The sequence below is a fragment of the Oribacterium sp. NK2B42 genome, from assembly GCF_000424445.1.
Lineage (GTDB): Bacteria > Bacillota > Clostridia > Lachnospirales > Lachnospiraceae > Oribacterium.
Genome location: NZ_AUJX01000017.1, coordinates 16,102 through 33,516, shown reverse-complemented (window position 1 = coordinate 33,516; position 17,415 = coordinate 16,102). Strand labels below are relative to the sequence as shown.

The 17,415-nt window shown below is 44.4% G+C and carries 13 protein-coding genes; all 13 read left to right on the top strand.

Features of this window, described 5'->3' with window-relative positions; genetic code table 11:
- Positions 1 to 7 precede the first annotated feature (7 nt).
- Positions 8 to 916: a GTPase Era gene (era, locus tag G625_RS0107375; RefSeq protein ID WP_029200615.1), complete on the top strand. Its 909-nt coding sequence runs from the start codon at positions 8 to 10 to the stop codon at positions 914 to 916.
- Between the two features lie 32 nt (positions 917 to 948).
- Positions 949 to 1,596, top strand: coding sequence for a DNA repair protein RecO (gene recO / locus G625_RS0107370; protein ID WP_029200614.1), 648 nt, complete (start codon positions 949 to 951; stop codon positions 1,594 to 1,596).
- 380 nt (positions 1,597 to 1,976) lie between these two features.
- Complete coding sequence (locus G625_RS0107365; protein ID WP_029200613.1) at positions 1,977 to 3,371, top strand: glycine--tRNA ligase; 1,395 nt, start codon at positions 1,977 to 1,979, stop codon at positions 3,369 to 3,371.
- 118 nt (positions 3,372 to 3,489) lie between these two features.
- A complete protein-coding gene (locus G625_RS18845) occupies positions 3,490 to 4,548 on the top strand; it encodes a sensor histidine kinase (RefSeq protein ID WP_044931971.1) in 1,059 nt (352 codons plus the stop codon).
- The gene (locus G625_RS0107355) at positions 4,541 to 5,242 is read left to right on the top strand and encodes a response regulator transcription factor (RefSeq protein WP_029200612.1); all 702 of its coding nucleotides are present in this window, start codon (positions 4,541 to 4,543) and stop codon (positions 5,240 to 5,242) included. Before G625_RS18845 ends, G625_RS0107355 begins: the two co-directional genes overlap by 8 nt.
- A 330-nt stretch (positions 5,243 to 5,572) precedes the next feature.
- Positions 5,573 to 8,215 carry a pyruvate, phosphate dikinase gene (gene ppdK / locus G625_RS0107350; RefSeq protein WP_029200611.1) on the top strand — a complete coding sequence of 881 codons (2,643 nt, stop codon included), beginning with the start codon at positions 5,573 to 5,575 and terminating at the stop codon, positions 8,213 to 8,215.
- A gap of 258 nt (positions 8,216 to 8,473) precedes the next feature.
- Positions 8,474 to 9,886, top strand: a complete 1,413-nt coding sequence (locus tag G625_RS0107345; RefSeq protein WP_242826611.1) for a TrkH family potassium uptake protein — start codon at positions 8,474 to 8,476, stop codon at positions 9,884 to 9,886.
- Positions 9,887 to 10,068: 182 nt separating this feature from the next.
- Positions 10,069 to 10,488, top strand: a complete 420-nt coding sequence (locus G625_RS18840) for a potassium channel family protein (RefSeq protein WP_049895790.1) — start codon at positions 10,069 to 10,071, stop codon at positions 10,486 to 10,488.
- A gap of 412 nt (positions 10,489 to 10,900) precedes the next feature.
- Positions 10,901 to 12,220 carry a M18 family aminopeptidase gene (locus tag G625_RS0107335; RefSeq protein ID WP_029200609.1) on the top strand — a complete coding sequence of 440 codons (1,320 nt, stop codon included), beginning with the start codon at positions 10,901 to 10,903 and terminating at the stop codon, positions 12,218 to 12,220.
- Positions 12,221 to 12,427: 207 nt separating this feature from the next.
- Positions 12,428 to 13,855: an amino acid permease gene (locus tag G625_RS0107330; RefSeq protein ID WP_029200608.1), complete on the top strand. Its 1,428-nt coding sequence runs from the start codon at positions 12,428 to 12,430 to the stop codon at positions 13,853 to 13,855.
- Positions 13,856 to 14,179: 324 nt separating this feature from the next.
- Positions 14,180 to 15,583 (top strand): sugar ABC transporter substrate-binding protein, encoded by a 1,404-nt coding sequence (locus tag G625_RS0107325; RefSeq protein WP_029200607.1) that lies wholly within the window; start codon positions 14,180 to 14,182, stop codon positions 15,581 to 15,583.
- Positions 15,584 to 15,650: 67 nt separating this feature from the next.
- A complete protein-coding gene (locus tag G625_RS0107320; RefSeq protein ID WP_029200606.1) occupies positions 15,651 to 16,553 on the top strand; it encodes a carbohydrate ABC transporter permease in 903 nt (300 codons plus the stop codon).
- Positions 16,546 to 17,391: a carbohydrate ABC transporter permease gene (locus tag G625_RS0107315; RefSeq protein WP_330365008.1), complete on the top strand. Its 846-nt coding sequence runs from the start codon at positions 16,546 to 16,548 to the stop codon at positions 17,389 to 17,391. The genes G625_RS0107320 and G625_RS0107315 overlap by 8 nt, the downstream gene beginning before the upstream one ends.
- Positions 17,392 to 17,415: the final 24 nt, after the last annotated feature.

Sequence of the window (17,415 nt, the reverse complement as noted above, 5' to 3'; positions counted from 1 at the left end):
GAAATATATGAAAGATAAAAAGATAAAAACCGGTTTCGTGGCCCTGGTTGGAAGACCGAATGTCGGAAAGTCTACACTTATGAATCATGTCATAGGTCAGAAGATCGCAATAGTCTCCAACAAGCCGCAGACCACCAGAGGCAGGATACAGACGGTCTATGACGATGACCGCGGACAGATCATTTTCCTGGATACTCCTGGCATACATAAAGCAAAAAACAAGCTTGGGGAGTACATGGACAATGTTGCCGAAAATACACTTAAGGATGTGGATGTCATCGTCTGGCTAGTGGAACCGACAACCTATATCGGAGCAGGGGAACAGCATATAGCTGAGGTCATCAAAAACTCAGGGAAACCGAAGATACTTGTGGTGAACAAGATAGACACCATGAAGGACAAGCCTGAGGAGCTTGAAGCTGCCATAGAAAAATATAAAACTCTGATGGATTTTGCAGAGATAGTTCCCTTGTCTGCATCAAGGGCCGAAAACATTGACGGTTTCAAGAATGCTGTTTTCAGGTACCTGCCTGAGGGACCGAGATATTATGACCGGGATACTGTTACGGATCAGTCCATGCGTGAGATCGCAGCGGAACTTATCCGGGAACAGGCACTCCGCAAGTTAAATGACGAGGTGCCTCATGGCATAGCGGTTCTCATAGACCAGATGCACCAGAGACAGGACGGCCTCTGGGATATAAAAGCTACTATAGTATGCGAGAGGGATGCCCATAAAGGCATTATCATAGGAAAGGGCGGTTCAATGCTTAAACGTATAGGCACAGGCGCCCGTATCCAGATAGAAAAAATGGTGGACGACAAGGTCAACCTCCAGCTTTTTGTCAAGGTACGAAAGGACTGGAGAGATTCGGACACATTCCTGAAAAACTACGGCTACAAGGATGAAACGTAATTCCGGACCGGAAACGGTTCTCAGGAGAAAATATGCGTGATGAATTAGAACTTCACGGGGTGGTGCTGAGCTCGGCACCATCCCGTGACTTTGATAAAAGACTGTCTGTACTTACAAATGAACAGGGAAAGATCACTGTCTGGGCGGCGGGAGCAAAAAAGCCGGGATCCCGGTTTATGGCAGCCACAAGAAGCTTCGTTTTCGGGACATTTACCCTGACAGCAGGAAAAAGCGGCTACAACCTTAGGGATATCAAAGTAAATAATTACTTTGAGGAGATAGCCACGGATCTTGTTAATGCCTGCTACGGCTCCTATGTGCTGGAATTTGCCGACTACCTTGCCCAGGAGAATCTGGAAGCCTCGGAGATGGTGAACCTTATTTTCCTTTCGTTAAAGGCCATACTGAATTCAAATCTTGATAATGAGCTGGTGAGAAGAGTATATGAACTCAGACTCCTTTATATAAGCGGTGAGTACACGGAGGAACCGCCCTTCCCATGCTCCCAGGCCTGTGCCTTTGCCTGGCAGTACGTCCTGTCGACACCCATTATGAAGCTTTACACCTTCACACTTAAACAGGAGGTTTTCGAGGAGTTTGCTTCCAATGTCGACGCCCTCCTCGGTGACGTGATGCCGCATAACTTCAGATCGCTGGAGATACTGAAAACACTCAGATGAGAATTGTACCGGTCGAGAAAGACAGGACAGAGCCAGAGGGCATCCAGCTACAACCGTTGAGCTGAGTCATGAAAAATCAAAATCGAACCCCTTAGAACCACTTGGTTCCTTTTCCTTAGCCCCCTCGCCAAGTCTGAGTTTTCATAAAAGTAAACTCAGACATTGGCGAGGGCCTAGTGGTTCTTAGGGGTTCGATTTTAGATTTTTCTGACGAAGCGATTCGGTTGTAGCTGGATGCCCTCTGGCTCTGTCCGCCCGTTAAGGGTGAACAGATTTAACTGGATTTTTTCGGCTCCAGGTTGTATAGTGAAAAACAGCGCAGAAGCGTGAAACTAAATACTTTATTCTTAGCCGCACTCCGGCGGCAGAAAGAGGAAAAAATGGCAAAAGAATACACAATGGACACTATCGTTTCCCTTGCAAAGTCAAGAGGATTTGTTTATCCGGGCTCCGAAATCTACGGCGGACTTGCCAACACATGGGATTATGGAAATCTTGGTGTTGAATTAAAGAACAACGTTAAGAAAGCCTGGTGGAAGAAGTTCATTCAGGAGTCAAAGTACAATGTCGGAATCGACTGTGCTATCCTTATGAACCCTCAGACCTGGATTGCTTCAGGACATCTCGCATCCTTCTCTGATCCTCTTATGGATTGTAAGGAATGCCACGAGAGATTCCGTGCAGACAAGATCATCGAGGATTTCGCAGCAGAGAACGCACTTGAGCTTGAAGGCTCAGTTGACGGCTGGTCAAACGAAGAGATGGAGAAATTCATCGAGGATCACAAGGTAGCATGTCCTTCATGTGGTAAGCATAACTTTACAGGTATCCGTCAGTTCAACCTTATGTTCAAGACCTTCCAGGGTGTAACAGAGGATGCAAAGAACGCAGTTTATCTCCGTCCGGAGACTGCACAGGGTATCTTCGTAAACTTTAAGAATGTTCAGAGAACTTCCCGTAAGAAGCTTCCTTTCGGTATCGGTCAGATCGGTAAGTCATTCCGTAATGAGATTACACCGGGTAACTTCACATTCCGTACAAGAGAGTTCGAACAGATGGAGCTTGAGTTCTTCTGTAAGCCTGACACAGATCTTGAGTGGTTTGCATACTGGAAGCAGTTCTGTCAGGACTGGCTCCTGAGCCTTGGAATGCCTAAGGAGATGCTCCGTGCAAGAGATCATGAGAAGGAAGAGCTCAGCTTCTATTCAAAGGCAACAACTGACCTTGAGTTCCTGTTCCCGTTTGGATGGGGTGAGCTTTGGGGTATTGCTGACAGAACCGATTATGATCTTGGACGTCATCAGGAGGTTTCAGGTCAGGATATGACCTATTTTGATGATGAGACAAATGAGCATTATGTTCCGTATGTTGTAGAGCCTTCACTTGGGGCTGACCGTGTAACTCTTGCATTCCTTTGCGCAGCCTATGATGTAGAGGAGCTTGAGGGCGGTGATGAGAGAACAGTTCTTCACTTCCATCCGGCACTTGCACCTGTAAAGATAGGTGTCCTTCCTCTTTCAAAGAAGCTTGCCGAGGGTGCTCAGGCTATCCACGATGAACTTGCCAAGTACTGGAATGTTGAGTATGACGACAGAGGAAACATTGGAAAGAGATACAGAAGACAGGATGAGATAGGTACTCCTTACTGCGTAACCTATGATTTTGACTCAGAGAATGATCACTGTGTTACCATCCGTGAGAGAGATTCCATGAAGCAGGAGCGTATCGCCATCGATCAGCTTAAGAGCTATTTCGAAGAGAAGCTTGCATTCTGATAAATTATATTAATTATAGTAAAAACTTCCGACATTAATATGATGTTGGGAGTTTTTTTTCATATAATAGTTATGTTATAATTAGGTTAGATTTATAAATTTTATAGAGGGACACAGCATGAAACATGTCGGACTGATGGGACGGGTGGCGGTAAGCTTTTGCATTAGTACCATCCTTCCTTTGATACTTATGTATCTGATGTTCAGGGGTTATACCACCATGAGCATGAACGTGATGATACTTATAATTGCCGGACTATTTTTTATATGCTGGATCTATATGGGTATCGTGAAACCTGTGGATGAACTGAAGGCGGCAGCCAAAAAGATAGAATCAGGCGATCTGGATTTCACCCTTGAGGCTGAGACCAATGATGAATTTGGCGAGCTGATGCAGGCCTTTGATGAGATGCGCATGAGGCTCAAGGAAACCCAGGAGGAGAAGATATGCAATGACAATGCCAACCGAGAGCTGATCTCAAACATTGCCCATGATCTGAAAACTCCGCTTACGGCTATAAAGGGTTACTCGGAGGGGATACTGGATGGCATTGCCCAGAGCCCCGAGATGCAGAAGAAATATATTCAGACCATCAATATAAAAGCGAATGATATGGACCGCCTCATAGATGAACTTAGGTATTATGTTAAGGTAGAGTCCAATAAGATACCTTATGATTTTCAGCACATGCCGGTACAGGATTATTTCCAGGATTGTGCTGATGAAATAGGGCTTGATATGGAGTCCCAGGAGATCACATTCACTTTTGAGAATAAGGTATCCCGGGATGTGGAAATGATAGCCGATCCGGAGCAGCTTAGAAAAGTCATCAACAATATCGTTTCAAATTCCGTAAAGTACATGGACAAGGAAGAGAAAAGGATTGAGCTGGTACTGGAGGATGCGGGAGATTTCATACAGGTAAGTCTCAGCGATAACGGAAAGGGCATAGCAAAGACAGATCTGCCATATATATTCCAAAGGTTTTTCAGAGCAGACAGCTCCAGAAATTCCATGAAGGGCGGATCGGGCATAGGATTATCCATTGTCAAAAAAATAGTTGAAGACAGCGGAGGCCGCATATGGGCAACATCTGTTGAGGGAGAAGGTACAACGATAAATTTTGTTTTGAGGAAATATATCCGCAGTGTACAGGAGGTTGATTTAAATGGATGATGATAAAAGAAAGATTCTTATAGTTGAAGATGAACAGTCCATTGCCGAACTGGAGAGAGATTATCTTGAACTTTCCGGCTTTACTGTAACCATTACAAATGACGGAGATATCGGTCTTGAGAAAGCTCTTAATGAAGAATTTGATCTCATCATTCTTGACCTTATGCTGCCGGGAAAAGATGGCTTTGAAGTCTGTAAAGAAGTAAGATCGGTTAAAGACATCCCTATCATTATCGTTTCTGCGAAAAAGGATGACATTGACAAAATCCGCGGACTGGGACTTGGTGCCGATGACTATATGACGAAGCCATTTTCGGCATCAGAGCTTGTGGCCAGAGTCAAGGCACATCTTGCAAGATATGAAAGACTGGTCGGCAACGGAAAAGAAGGAAACGATCTTATCGAGATCCGCGGCCTGAAGATAGACCCTTCCGCAAGACGTGTATGGGTTGGCAATGAAGAAAAGACCTTTACTACCAAGGAGTTTGATCTTTTATATTTCCTTGCTTCTCATCCAAACCATGTGTACACAAAGTCTGAGCTTTTCAAGGAGATATGGAAGATGGATTCAGTTGGAGACATCGCCACAGTAACCGTACATATAAAAAAGATAAGGGAAAAGATCGAAATGGATTCCGCAAAACCTCAGTATATCGAAACCATATGGGGAGTGGGGTACAGATTTAAGGTGTAAACTGATTTATATTGTGATATAGCTCTTGTTTCTTGCGCTGTTTACACTGCGTATAAGACAAAAAGCCTTAGAAATTCTTTGGTTATTCATAGAATTTCCAAGGTTTTTTTTATTTATAGAAAATTAATACTAATTGTAACCGTTTTCATAAAAATGTTTCCTTTACTAAGAAAAATTAGTCGAGTATAATCTCAATGGTGATTTTCCCGAATGAATGGGAAAATTCAAAGGTGCTTTTTGTAAGGGTTATCCTATTTTACTGGCATTTAATGGGTAACTCTGTATACAAAGACATATAAAAACAAAGAAGTAATATTAGGAGGATCAGCAATGGCTAAAAAATGGGTCTACACCTTCAAAGAAGGTAACATGTCCATGAGAAACTTACTTGGAGGTAAGGGTGCAAACCTTGCAGAGATGACCGAGATCGGACTTCCGGTTCCACAGGGTTTCACAATCACAACAGAGGCTTGTACTCAGTACTATGAGGATGGTCGTAAGATAAACGACGAGATCATGGGTCAGGCTATGGAAGGCGTAGCATGGATGGAGAAGGAGAACGGCAAAAAGTTCGGAGATCTCCAGAATCCTCTTTTAGTATCAGTCCGTTCAGGTGCCCGTGCATCTATGCCGGGTATGATGGATACTATCCTTAATCTTGGTCTTAATGACGAAGTAGTTGCAGCTATGATCAAGGGCAATCCTGATCCTGCATTCGAGCGTTTCGTATATGATTCATATCGTCGTTTCATCCAGATGTTCTCAGACGTAGTTATGGAGGTTGGTAAGAAGTATTTCGAGCAGCTTATCGACAAGATGAAAGAGGAGAAGGGTGTTAAGTTCGACGTTGATCTTACAGCAGCTGACCTTAAGGAGCTTGCAGAGCAGTTCAAGGCTGAGTATAAGAAGCAGCTTGGAAAGGACTTCCCTTCAGATCCTGTAGAGCAGTTAAAGCTTGCTATCGAGGCTGTATTCCGTTCATGGGATAACCCGCGTGCCAACGTATATCGCCGTGACAACGATATTCCTTATTCATGGGGAACAGCTGTAAACGTTATGCCGATGGTATTCGGTAACCTTAACAACCAGTCAGGTACAGGTGTTGCATTCACACGTGACCCGGCTACAGGTGAGAACAAGCTCATGGGTGAGTTCCTTATCAATGCTCAGGGCGAGGACGTAGTTGCAGGTGTTCGTACACCTATGCCTATCGCTCAGATGGAGAAGGAGTTCCCTGAGGCTTACGCAGAGTTCATCAAGGTTTGTGAAACTCTTGAGAACCACTATCATGACATGCAGGATATGGAGTTCACAGTTGAGAACAAGAAGCTCTACATGCTCCAGTGCCGTAACGGTAAGAGAACAGCTCCTGCAGCTCTTAAGATCGCATGTGATCTTGTAGACGAGGGACATAAGACACCTGAAGAGGCTGTTGCCATGATCGATCCTCGTAACCTTGATACACTTCTTCACCCTCAGTTTGATGCTGCTGCTCTTAAGGCTGCAACACCACTTGGAAAGGGACTTGGTGCTTCTCCGGGAGCTGCCTGCGGTAAGGTTGTATTCACAGCTGATGACGCTGAGAAGTGGGCTGCAAGAGGAGAGAAGGTTGTTCTTGTAAGACTTGAGACTTCACCTGAGGATATCACAGGTATGAAGGCTGCTCAGGGAATCCTTACAGTTCGTGGCGGTATGACATCACACGCTGCCGTTGTTGCCCGTGGTATGGGTGAGTGCTGCGTATCAGGCTGCGGCGATATCGTAATGGATGAGGAGAACAAGAAGTTCACTCTCGGCGGTAAGGAGTTCCACGAGGGAGATTTCATTTCCATCGATGGTACAACCGGTAATATCTATGACGGACAGATCAAGACTGTAGATGCTCAGATCGCAGGCGAGTTCGGACGTATCATGGCTTGGGCTGATGAGTTCAGAAAGCTTAAGGTTCGTACTAATGCTGATACACCTGCTGATGCCAAGAAGGCAAGAGAGCTGGGTGCTGAGGGTATCGGTCTCTGCCGTACAGAGCACATGTTCTTCGAGGAAGACAGAATCGCTGCATTCCGCGAGATGATCTGCTCAGATACAGTTGAGGAAAGAGAAGAAGCTCTTGAGAAGATCCTTCCTTACCAGCAGAATGACTTCAAGGCTCTTTATGAGGCTCTTGAGGGCTGCCCTGTAACAATCAGATTCCTTGATCCGCCACTTCACGAGTTCGTTCCTACAACTGAGGACGAGATCAAGAAGCTTGCAGATGCAAAGCATAAGTCTGTAGAAGAGATCAAGGCTATCATCAGCTCACTTCACGAGTTCAACCCTATGATGGGTCACAGAGGATGCCGTCTTGCTGTTACATATCCTGAGATCGCTAAGATGCAGACAAAGGCTGTTATCCGTGCAGCTCTCGAGGTTCAGAAGGCTCATCCTGAATGGAATGTTAAGCCTGAGATCATGATCCCGCTTGTATGCGAGGTTAAGGAGCTTAAGTATGTTAAGGATATCGTTGTTTCTACAGCTGATGCTGAGATCGCAGCTGCAGGTGCTAAGCTCGAGTATGAGGTTGGTACAATGATCGAGATCCCTAGAGCAGCTCTTACTGCTGACGAGATCGCTAAGGAAGCTGATTTCTTCTGCTTCGGTACAAACGACCTTACACAGATGACCTTCGGATTCTCACGTGATGATGCAGGTAAGTTCCTTAATGCTTACTATGATACGAAGATCTTCGAGTCAGATCCGTTTGCTAAGCTTGACCAGACTGGTGTTGGTAAGCTTATGGAGATGTCTCTTAAGCTTGGAAAGCCGGTTAACCCTAAGCTTCACGTAGGTATCTGCGGTGAGCACGGCGGCGATCCTTCATCTGTTGAGTTCTGCCACAAGATCGGTCTTGATTATGTATCATGTTCACCGTTCCGTGTACCTGTTGCACGTCTTGCTGCAGCTCAGGCTCAGATCAGCAATCCTAGAGATTAATTTAAAACGTTACGCGTTTTCGGCGCCGGGGTTTATGTCCCCGGCGCTTTTTGTGTTACCCGGACGAAAAAATAAATGAATTGTAACAGTTATTGAGAAAACAAAGATCTTCTGTGTTTCATAATCCACTGGGGAAGGTTGGCTTAGAGTAGATTTCGTTGGAATTATATCCTTCATAAAATTGTTAAACCAATGCGTATGTAATGCTATACTTATACCAATGGATGCATCAGCGATAATATTATTAGGACTGTGGGTATGAAAGCGATGAGTGAAGGGGACAAGAGCGTAAGATATAGAAGAAAGAAGGAGCGGAAGGCGGAGCTGAGTACGACTCAGGTGATCTCACTTAGTTTTTTATCGGCGATTCTTTCGGGGACTTTGCTTCTGATGCTTCCGTGGGCGACGGTGCCGGGGGAGGAAACGGATTTTTTGACGGCACTCTTTACTGCAACGACATCTGTGTGCGTGACAGGTCTTGTGGTGGTGGATACATTCTCACACTGGACACTGTTTGGGCAGATCGTGATCCTTGTGCTCATACAGGTGGGAGGTATAGGAGTTGTATGTCTCTCAGCGGTGCTTATGATGCTCATGCATAAGAGGCTGTCTCTTAAAACAAGGGTGCTGATGATGGACTCCTTTAACCTTGACTCCATAAAGGGCGTTGCGGTTTTTTGCAGGAGAGTCGTGAAGGATATACTGATAGTTGAGGGCATAGGGGCGCTGTTGTCGGCGATAGTTTTTGTACCGGAGTTTGGTAATGCCAAGGGTATCTATGTTTCGATATTCCATTCGGTTTCTGCTTTCTGTAATGCCGGTATCGATGTGATAGGATCCGACAGCCTATGCAGATATTCAGGAAATTACTTTTTTCTGTCCGTTACCATGACTCTTATCGTTCTGGGCGGACTTGGCTTTGTGGTATGGTTTGATGTGATCAATGAGGTAAAGGCGTTGTTCGAAAAAACCGAAGGGGTAAGGCGTTTCCGGCTTCATGAACAGACTAAGCTTGTGCTGACATTGACAACGGCACTTATAGTGAGCGGAGCGGTACTTACATTTCTTGCGGAAAGGGATAATCCGGGAACCATGCAGGGAATGAGCCTTGGCGGTAAGATCTGGAACAGCTTTTTCCAGTCCGTAACCTTCAGGACTGCAGGGTTTATGACAGTTCCCCAAAAGGGATTAAGAGAGGTAACTGCCCTTTTCGGATTGATATATATGTTTATCGGCGGCTCACCCATGGGAACAGCCGGAGGCGTCAAAACGGTCACTTTCTTTGCACTTATCCTTTATGCCATCAGTTTCCTTCGGGATCGCGAAAAGCCTGTGGTCTTCAACAGGTCATTTTCTAAAGAAACCATACGGAAGGCTGTTGCTGTCATACTTATAAGCTTTCTTGTGACCTCACTTCTCAGTATCATGTTAATGTTTACGGATCACGGAATCCTCATGACGGATGCACTTTTCGAAACCGTCAGTGCAACAGCCACTGTGGGTCTTTCCAGAAATCTTACATCGACTCTCACGCCGGCAGGAAGGCTGATCATAATCGCCGCCATGTATCTCGGAAGGATCGGTCCTATATCTTTGGTAATGTTCTTCAGAGGGCAAAAGACCGGGAAGAAGCTTCTGGCCACTGCGGAAGGTAAATACTACATGGGATGATGGGATCGTCAAAGGAAACATTAGCTTAATGGGATTTAACTCCGGCTGCCCGGTCTGTTGTTTTGGAGTTTTAAAGATAGTGTTCGTGTGGGGTCGATCAGATCTGCATCTTCATGTTAGGTAAACCCACAAAAAATATGCGATTATATATGAAATAGATTTTTGATCATGCGGGAGGAAATATGTCAGAGAAAAAAACACTTTCAGTTGCAGTATTGGGACTTGGGAGATATGGAAAATTCACGGCAAAGGCGCTTTTTGAGAATGGCGTGGACCTGCTTATCGCAGATAAGAGTGAAGAGACTATCAATCAGTTATCTGATATAGCTGAGATCGCTGTTGCCTGTGATCTTTCGGATCCGGATGCCGTTGAGAAGCTTGGCCTTGGGAATATGGATGCAGTTATAGTATGTATGGGAAGCAGCATGGATCCCAGCATCATGTGCATCATGGTTGCAAAGGAGCAGGGAGTACACAAGGTTATAGCAAAGGCCGGCTCGGAGCGCATGGGAAAGGTACTTAAAAAGATAGGTGCGGATGAGATAGTTTATCCTGAAAAGACCATGGCTCAGCTTACGGTCACAAAGCTTTTGGGCAGATAGTTCAAAAAACCAAAGGACATTACAGACATCTTATACTGTATACAGAATATGAAAAGGGCATCCTTCAATCGGCGCTTTTTTGGTGATCTTGTTCATCAACGATTTAAAGCGGCGATGACAGGATGTCCTTTTTGCGCGGACAGATGTATTCGCTGAAAGAATAAAAGACATAACATGAGATTATCAAATGTATTAAAAAGACTTATATATTGCGGAAAACATTATGAAAGCAACAGGTTGAGGATTATTAAACAAAATGATATAATCGGCAGGCATGTTAAATATTGACATAAATTATATTAAATTTAAGGATGAATTTTGTTTATAGATTCAATTTCAGAAGCTGCTCGGATCTGAATACTTTTTTCAGGTAAGAGTTTGAAGGGCATATGTTTAATATGAGGAGAAACCAATGAATTTTGATGATGTGAATAAAGAACTCATAGCTTTTCTTGACAACAGTCCCAATGCATTCTTTGCCGTTAATAATATGTGCAGGATGCTGGAGGCTTCCGGACTTATCCGTTTATATGAGGGAAAGCCGTGGGCACTTGAGGCGGGAAAAGGCTACTACGTAACAAGAAATGATTCGGCTGTGATAGCGTTCCGCATTCCGAAGAAGGATTACACAGGCTTTCAGATGATGGCAAGCCACTGCGATTCGCCTGTGTTTAAGATCAAGAATAATGCTGAGATAACCATGGACAAGCAGTATATAAAGCTTAATGTTGAAAAATACGGCGGAATGCTCTGTGCACCCTGGCTTGACAGGCCGCTTTCTGTTGCAGGCCGTATAATTGTCCGTACGGAAGAGGGCATTGAGACCAGACTTGTAAACATAGATCGTGATCTTCTGATCATTCCCAATCTTGCCATACACATGAATCGCGAGGTAAATGACGGCTACAAGTTCAATGCACAGGTTGATATGCTTCCCCTTTTCTGTGAGAAGGGTGAGGAGTCTGATGTATTCATTAAGATGATTGCTCAGGAGGCCGGGGTTAAGGCAGAGGATATTCTGGATACAGACCTGTTCCTGTACAACCGCATGAAGGGTACGATGCTGGGGCTTAACAACGAGTTCGTGGCTAGCGGCAGGCTGGATGATCTTCAGTGTGCCTATGCATCCCTCCAGGGCTTCCTCAAAGCAGAACCTAAGGATTCTGTTGCGGTTCATTGTGTGTATGATAACGAAGAGGTTGGCTCAGGAACCAAACAGGGTGCAGCCGGAACATTTCTTAAGGATACACTCCGCCGCATAAACAGCGCCATGGGCAAGTCGGAAGAGGAGTACCTCATGAGCATCGCTTCAAGCTTCCTTGTATCGGCGGATAATGCTCATGCCGTACATCCTAACCATGCCGAAAAATCAGATCCTACAAACCGCCCTTATCTCAATAAGGGAATCGTTATCAAGTACAGCGCAAATCAGAAATATACGACCGATGCCATATCCGGCGCGATAATGCGGGCTATCTGTAAGGAAGCGGATGTGCCTTTCCAGGTATTTACAAACCGCTCCGACATGCTTGGGGGTTCCACCCTCGGAAACATTTCCCAGAGTCAGGTTGCATTAAATACGGTTGATATCGGACTCCCTCAGCTTGCCATGCATTCACCCTACGAGACAGCTGGTGCAAAGGATACGGCATATCTTATAGAAGCAGCAAGAGTTCTGTTCTCTTCGACCATGGAAGGTACAGGAAACGGTAACTACAAGCTTAAGTTCTAATCGGAGACACGGCTTTTCGATGGGGGAATAGGTTGCCTGGTCGGAAAACCATGAATCAAGAGATGTTCATGTTCAAGCGGTTTTACTGAAGGGGATGTGATCTCGAATAAGGGCATCTTGATTTTTCAAACATTATGTGTTTGGAGAAACATAAATAAAAAGCAAAGTATGAATCAGCTTTGCGGTTATGAAAAGGAGAGTTTTATTATGGATTCAAAACGTATCACTTGGACGACTCTCGCATTCATGGCGTTTTCAACAGTGTGGGGATTTGGAAACGTTCTGAATGGTTTCGTCTACTTCAACGGTATCCAGGTTATTTTCAGCTGGATCCTTATGTTCGCACTTTACTTCATCCCATATGCACTTATGGTTGGTGAGCTTGGATCAGCCTTCAAGGAGTCCGGCGGCGGAGTCAGCTCATGGATCCTTAAGACCACAGGCCCCAAGCTTGCCTACTATGCAGGCTGGACCTACTGGGCTTGCCACATCACATATATTGCCAGCAAGTCTTCAGGCGGACTTAAGGCTCTCAGCTGGGCAGTATTCCGTAATGCTGAGACCTATGATACCTTCCCGACCCTGGCAGTTCAGCTCGTGACATTTGCGGTACTTCTTTTCTTCTGCTGGGTTGCCAGCCGCGGTCTCAATCCCTTAAAGAAGCTGGCCACCATCGCAGGAACAAGTATGTTTGTGATGTCTATCCTGTATATAATCATGATCTTCACTGCCCGGGCCATAAATCCCGGTGCTGATTATGTATCTATGGATTTCAGCATGAAGAACCTTATTCCGCAGTTTGATGTAAAGTATTTCACATCACTTTCCATCCTTGTATTCGCAGTAGGCGGATGTGAGAAGATCTCACCTTATGTTAATAAGGTAGAGAACCCAAGCAAGGGCTTCCCGAGAGCAATGATCACACTTGCCATCATGGTTGTGGTTTGTGCTATCCTTGGAACTGTCGCTATGGGTATGATGTTTGACCCTGTAGCGATCAATGAGAACTTTAACGCATATGTCTCAAACGGTTCATACTGGGCTTTCCAGAAGCTGGGAGCTTACTATGGTATCGGTGATACACTTCTCATCATCTATGCTGTATGTAACATGGTAGGCCAGCTTTCAACACTTGTCATCAGTATCGACGCACCGCTTCGTATGCTTCTTGATAATGAAGACGCACAGGAGTTTATCCCTACAGCTCTTCTTAAGAAGAATGATGCGGGCGCATACATAAATGGTATCAAGATGGTAGCAGTTCTTTCAGGAGCTATCATCCTTATCCAGTCTTTCGTTCCCGGTGCTGCCGCAGTTCTTAAGCAGCTTACAAAGCTTAACTCTGTATGTATGCCTATGAGATACCTCTGGGTATTCACTGCATATATCGCCCTTCGTAAGGCAGGAGAAAAGTACAATCCTGAGTATCGTTTTGTTAAGAACAACACTCTTGCACTTGTAGCCGGAGGATGGTGCTTCTTCGTAACAGCAGCCTGCTGCTTACTTGGTGTTTATGACACAGATCCGTTCACAATGGCTCTTAATATCATCACTCCTTGTGTACTTACAGCACTTGGCGTAATTCTTCCTATCATCAAGAAGAATGAAAAGGTTCATGCAGTAAAAACTGCGTAAAAGTCATAAACAACCATAAACGGTTCAAAAACAACTGTTAATTAAAGCTGCCCTGAAAAGGGCGGCTTTTTATTGGTTTAAAGTGAAAAACCGGAGTGAAAATGCCTTCAAAATTGTTAAATATACATCAATAACAACTTTTTAAGGCTTAAAATAAGTTCCAAAAAACAGCTTTTTCAACTACGGATCAAATCATGGTCGAAAATGAATATATTATAGGCAAAATCGTGAACATTTATGCATTGTTTACTGTTAAAATACACATAGTTAAAGCAATCAACCCCAAAAAACAATAAAGATTGCACAAATTGGAGGAAAATATTTATGAAGAAGAGAATAGTATCTGCTATTATAGCCGGAACAATGGTTGCTTCACTTGCAGCCTGCAGTCCATCACCTGAGGCACCTGCAACACCTGCTGAGACAAAAGCTGCCGGTGAAACAAAAGCTGCCGCTGAGACACAGGCTGCCGGTGAAACACAGGCTGCCGGTGAAACACAGGCTACTGCAGCTGCATCAGAGGATGCCAATACACTTACAGTTTACGCATGGGACAAGAACTTCAACATTCCTGCACTTCAGGCAGCTGAAGCTGATTACCAGAAGAATGTCAATCCTGATTTCAAGCTTAACATCGTTGAGCAGTCACAGTCATCTGATGTTGAGAATGCAGTAACACTTGCAGGCTCAGCCGGCGATTACAGCACACTTCCCGATATCGTTCTTTTCCAGGATCACTATTTTAAGAAGTATGTTACTGATTTCCCTGATGCATGGGCAAGCTTTGAAGGCGCTGATGTAAACTGGGATGATTTCGGAGCTGAGAAGCTTTCATATTCAACCATCGACGGTGTTCATTATGGCATGCCTGTAGATAACGGAACAGTAATATTCGCTTACAGGACAGATCTCCTTGAGCAGGCAGGCTACACCATCGACGACATGAAGGGTATCTCATGGGATGAGTGGCTCGAGATCGGTAAGAAGGTTTACGACACAACAGGCAAATATCTTCTTTCCATGGACGGAGACGGAAACGATCTTCCTTACATGATGCTCCAGGCTGAAGGTGTTTCACAGTTCAAGGATGGAGACATTAACCTTTCAGAGAATGAAACCTTCAAGAAGATAATCGATGTTATCGTAAGAGGCGCTAAGGATAATGTTATCTACCTTGCAAACGACTGGTCAGATTACACAGATCAGACTATCGTTGGTGATATGGTTGCCGGTGTTATGAATGGTAACTGGATCATTCCTACAATCCAGCAGGTAGCTGATAACAGCGGAAAGTGGGAGATCACAAGCATGCCTACTCTTGAAGGAAACGGCAAAGAGGGCTTCGCTTCAAACGGTGGTTCTTCACTTTACATCACATCAAACTGCCAGAACCTTGAGCTTGCTCAGGACTTCCTTGCAAAGACATTTGGCGCAGGTTCTACAGAAACCTATGACGCAGCTCTTAAGAACGGCGGTGTTATCACATGTTCAGCTAAGGCTGGTGAGTCTGCAGTATACAATGAGGGTGTTCCTTATTTCAACAACACACCTATTTATGCAGAGATCGTTAAGATGAGTGCCAATGTTCCTGTAGTAGAGCAGAGTGATTATCACTATCCTACACGTACACAGGTTGCAGCTGCTATTCAGAACATCATCAATGGTGCTGATGCAGATGCTTCCATAAAGGATGCTGAAGATCAGGTTAGATTTGCAATGCAGGGTTAACCCCTTATTGGGCGGGGAGAAAATGATACCTCCCCGCCCTTATTTTATCAAAAAAAGGAGAACTTTTATGAACACAAACAGTAAAGAAACCAGTGTTCTTGCCAAGCAGCATAGAGCAGGATGGTTTTTCCTGCTTCCGGCAACGATACTGATCTTTGTATTGAATTTTTATCCGATGTTCCAGGCCTTCATCATTTCTTTAAAGAAGGGATCTCCGGCTGCTTTACAGTGGACAACACCGATTTTCAATAACTATACCCGTATGCTGCAGGATAAGCTGTTTATCCGTTCGGTAGGTAATACTTTCCTTTATCTCCTGATACAGGTTCCTATCATGCTTGTACTTGCAATCCTGCTTGCACAGCTTCTCAATAATAAGGATTTAATATTTCGTGGACTTTTCCGTACAATGGTATTCCTGCCTTGTGCAACATCGCTTGTTTCGTATGCATTGATTTTTAAATCGCTATTTGCCACTCAGGGACTCATCAATTCGGTTCTTGTAAACTTAGGGATCTTTAAGGAAAATTTCAATTTCCTGGGAACTCCCTGGTCAGCAAAGATGGTTATCATCATCGCGCTTATCTGGAGATGGACCGGATACAACATGGTTTTCTATCTGGCAGGTCTCCAGAATATCGAGTATTCGGTTTATGAAGCTGCCAAGATCGACGGCGCTAACGGATGGGAAACCTTCTGGGGCATCACGGTTCCTCTTTTAAGACCGGTCATCGTAATGACATTTATCATGTCCATCAACGGTACACTGCAGCTCTTCGATGAGTCTATGAACCTTACGGGAGGCGGACCTGCAAACTCCACTATTACCATGTCACATTATATTTACAATAACTCCTTTGGACAGGGTGTAGGTAACTTCGGTTATTCATCAGCATTGAGCTTCATAGTATTTATAATGGTTGCTGTTCTTGCATTTATCAATCTGAAAGTAGGTGACAAACGTGACTGATACTAAATTAATAAAAGCAAATTCTTCTGCTATACAGAAACGTCTGATACCAACATATATCTTTCTTGTCTTTTGGTGCCTTTTCTCAGTGTTTCCTCTTTACTGGATGATCACTGCTGCCACCAATGCCTCCATCGAGGTTGCAAGAGGTAAGATTGTGTTCGGAACATACGCGGCAACAAACTTTAAGAATCTTCTTGCTGCAGAGCCGCTCTTTAAGTCCCTTGCCAACTCTTTTAAGTATTCTATAGTTCAGACAGTACTCTGCCTCTTTATCTGTTCACTGGCAGGCTATGGTTTTGAGCTTTACCACGACAAGGCAAAGGATAAGCTTTTCGGAATACTGCTTCTTGCGATGATGGTACCTCAGGTAGCAACCATGATACCTCTTTTCCGTATGATATCTGATGCTCACCTCCTTAACACAGTATGGGCTTTCATACTTCCTTCTATCTCGACACCGTTTATGATCATGATGTTCAGACAGAACTCAAGAAACTTCCCGGTAGATATCATGGAGGCTGCAAGACTGGATGGATTGTCAGAGCTGGCCATATTCTTCCGCATGTATCTTCCGGTAATGAAATCCACCTATGCCGCAGCCGCTGTTATCAGCTTTATGAATGCCTGGAACTCCTACATGTGGCCAAAGGTAGTAATGAATACCGATACAAGTGCCATGAACATGCCGATGCTTATAGCTAATCTTGCAGCCGGTTATACAGTTGATTACGGTACACTTATGATGGGCGTTCTTTTCTGCTCAGTACCGACTATGATCATTTTCTTCATTCTGCAGAAGCAGTTTGCAGAGGGTATCACAGGATCTGTTAAATAAGTATTCAGTAAGACAGAATTTAAA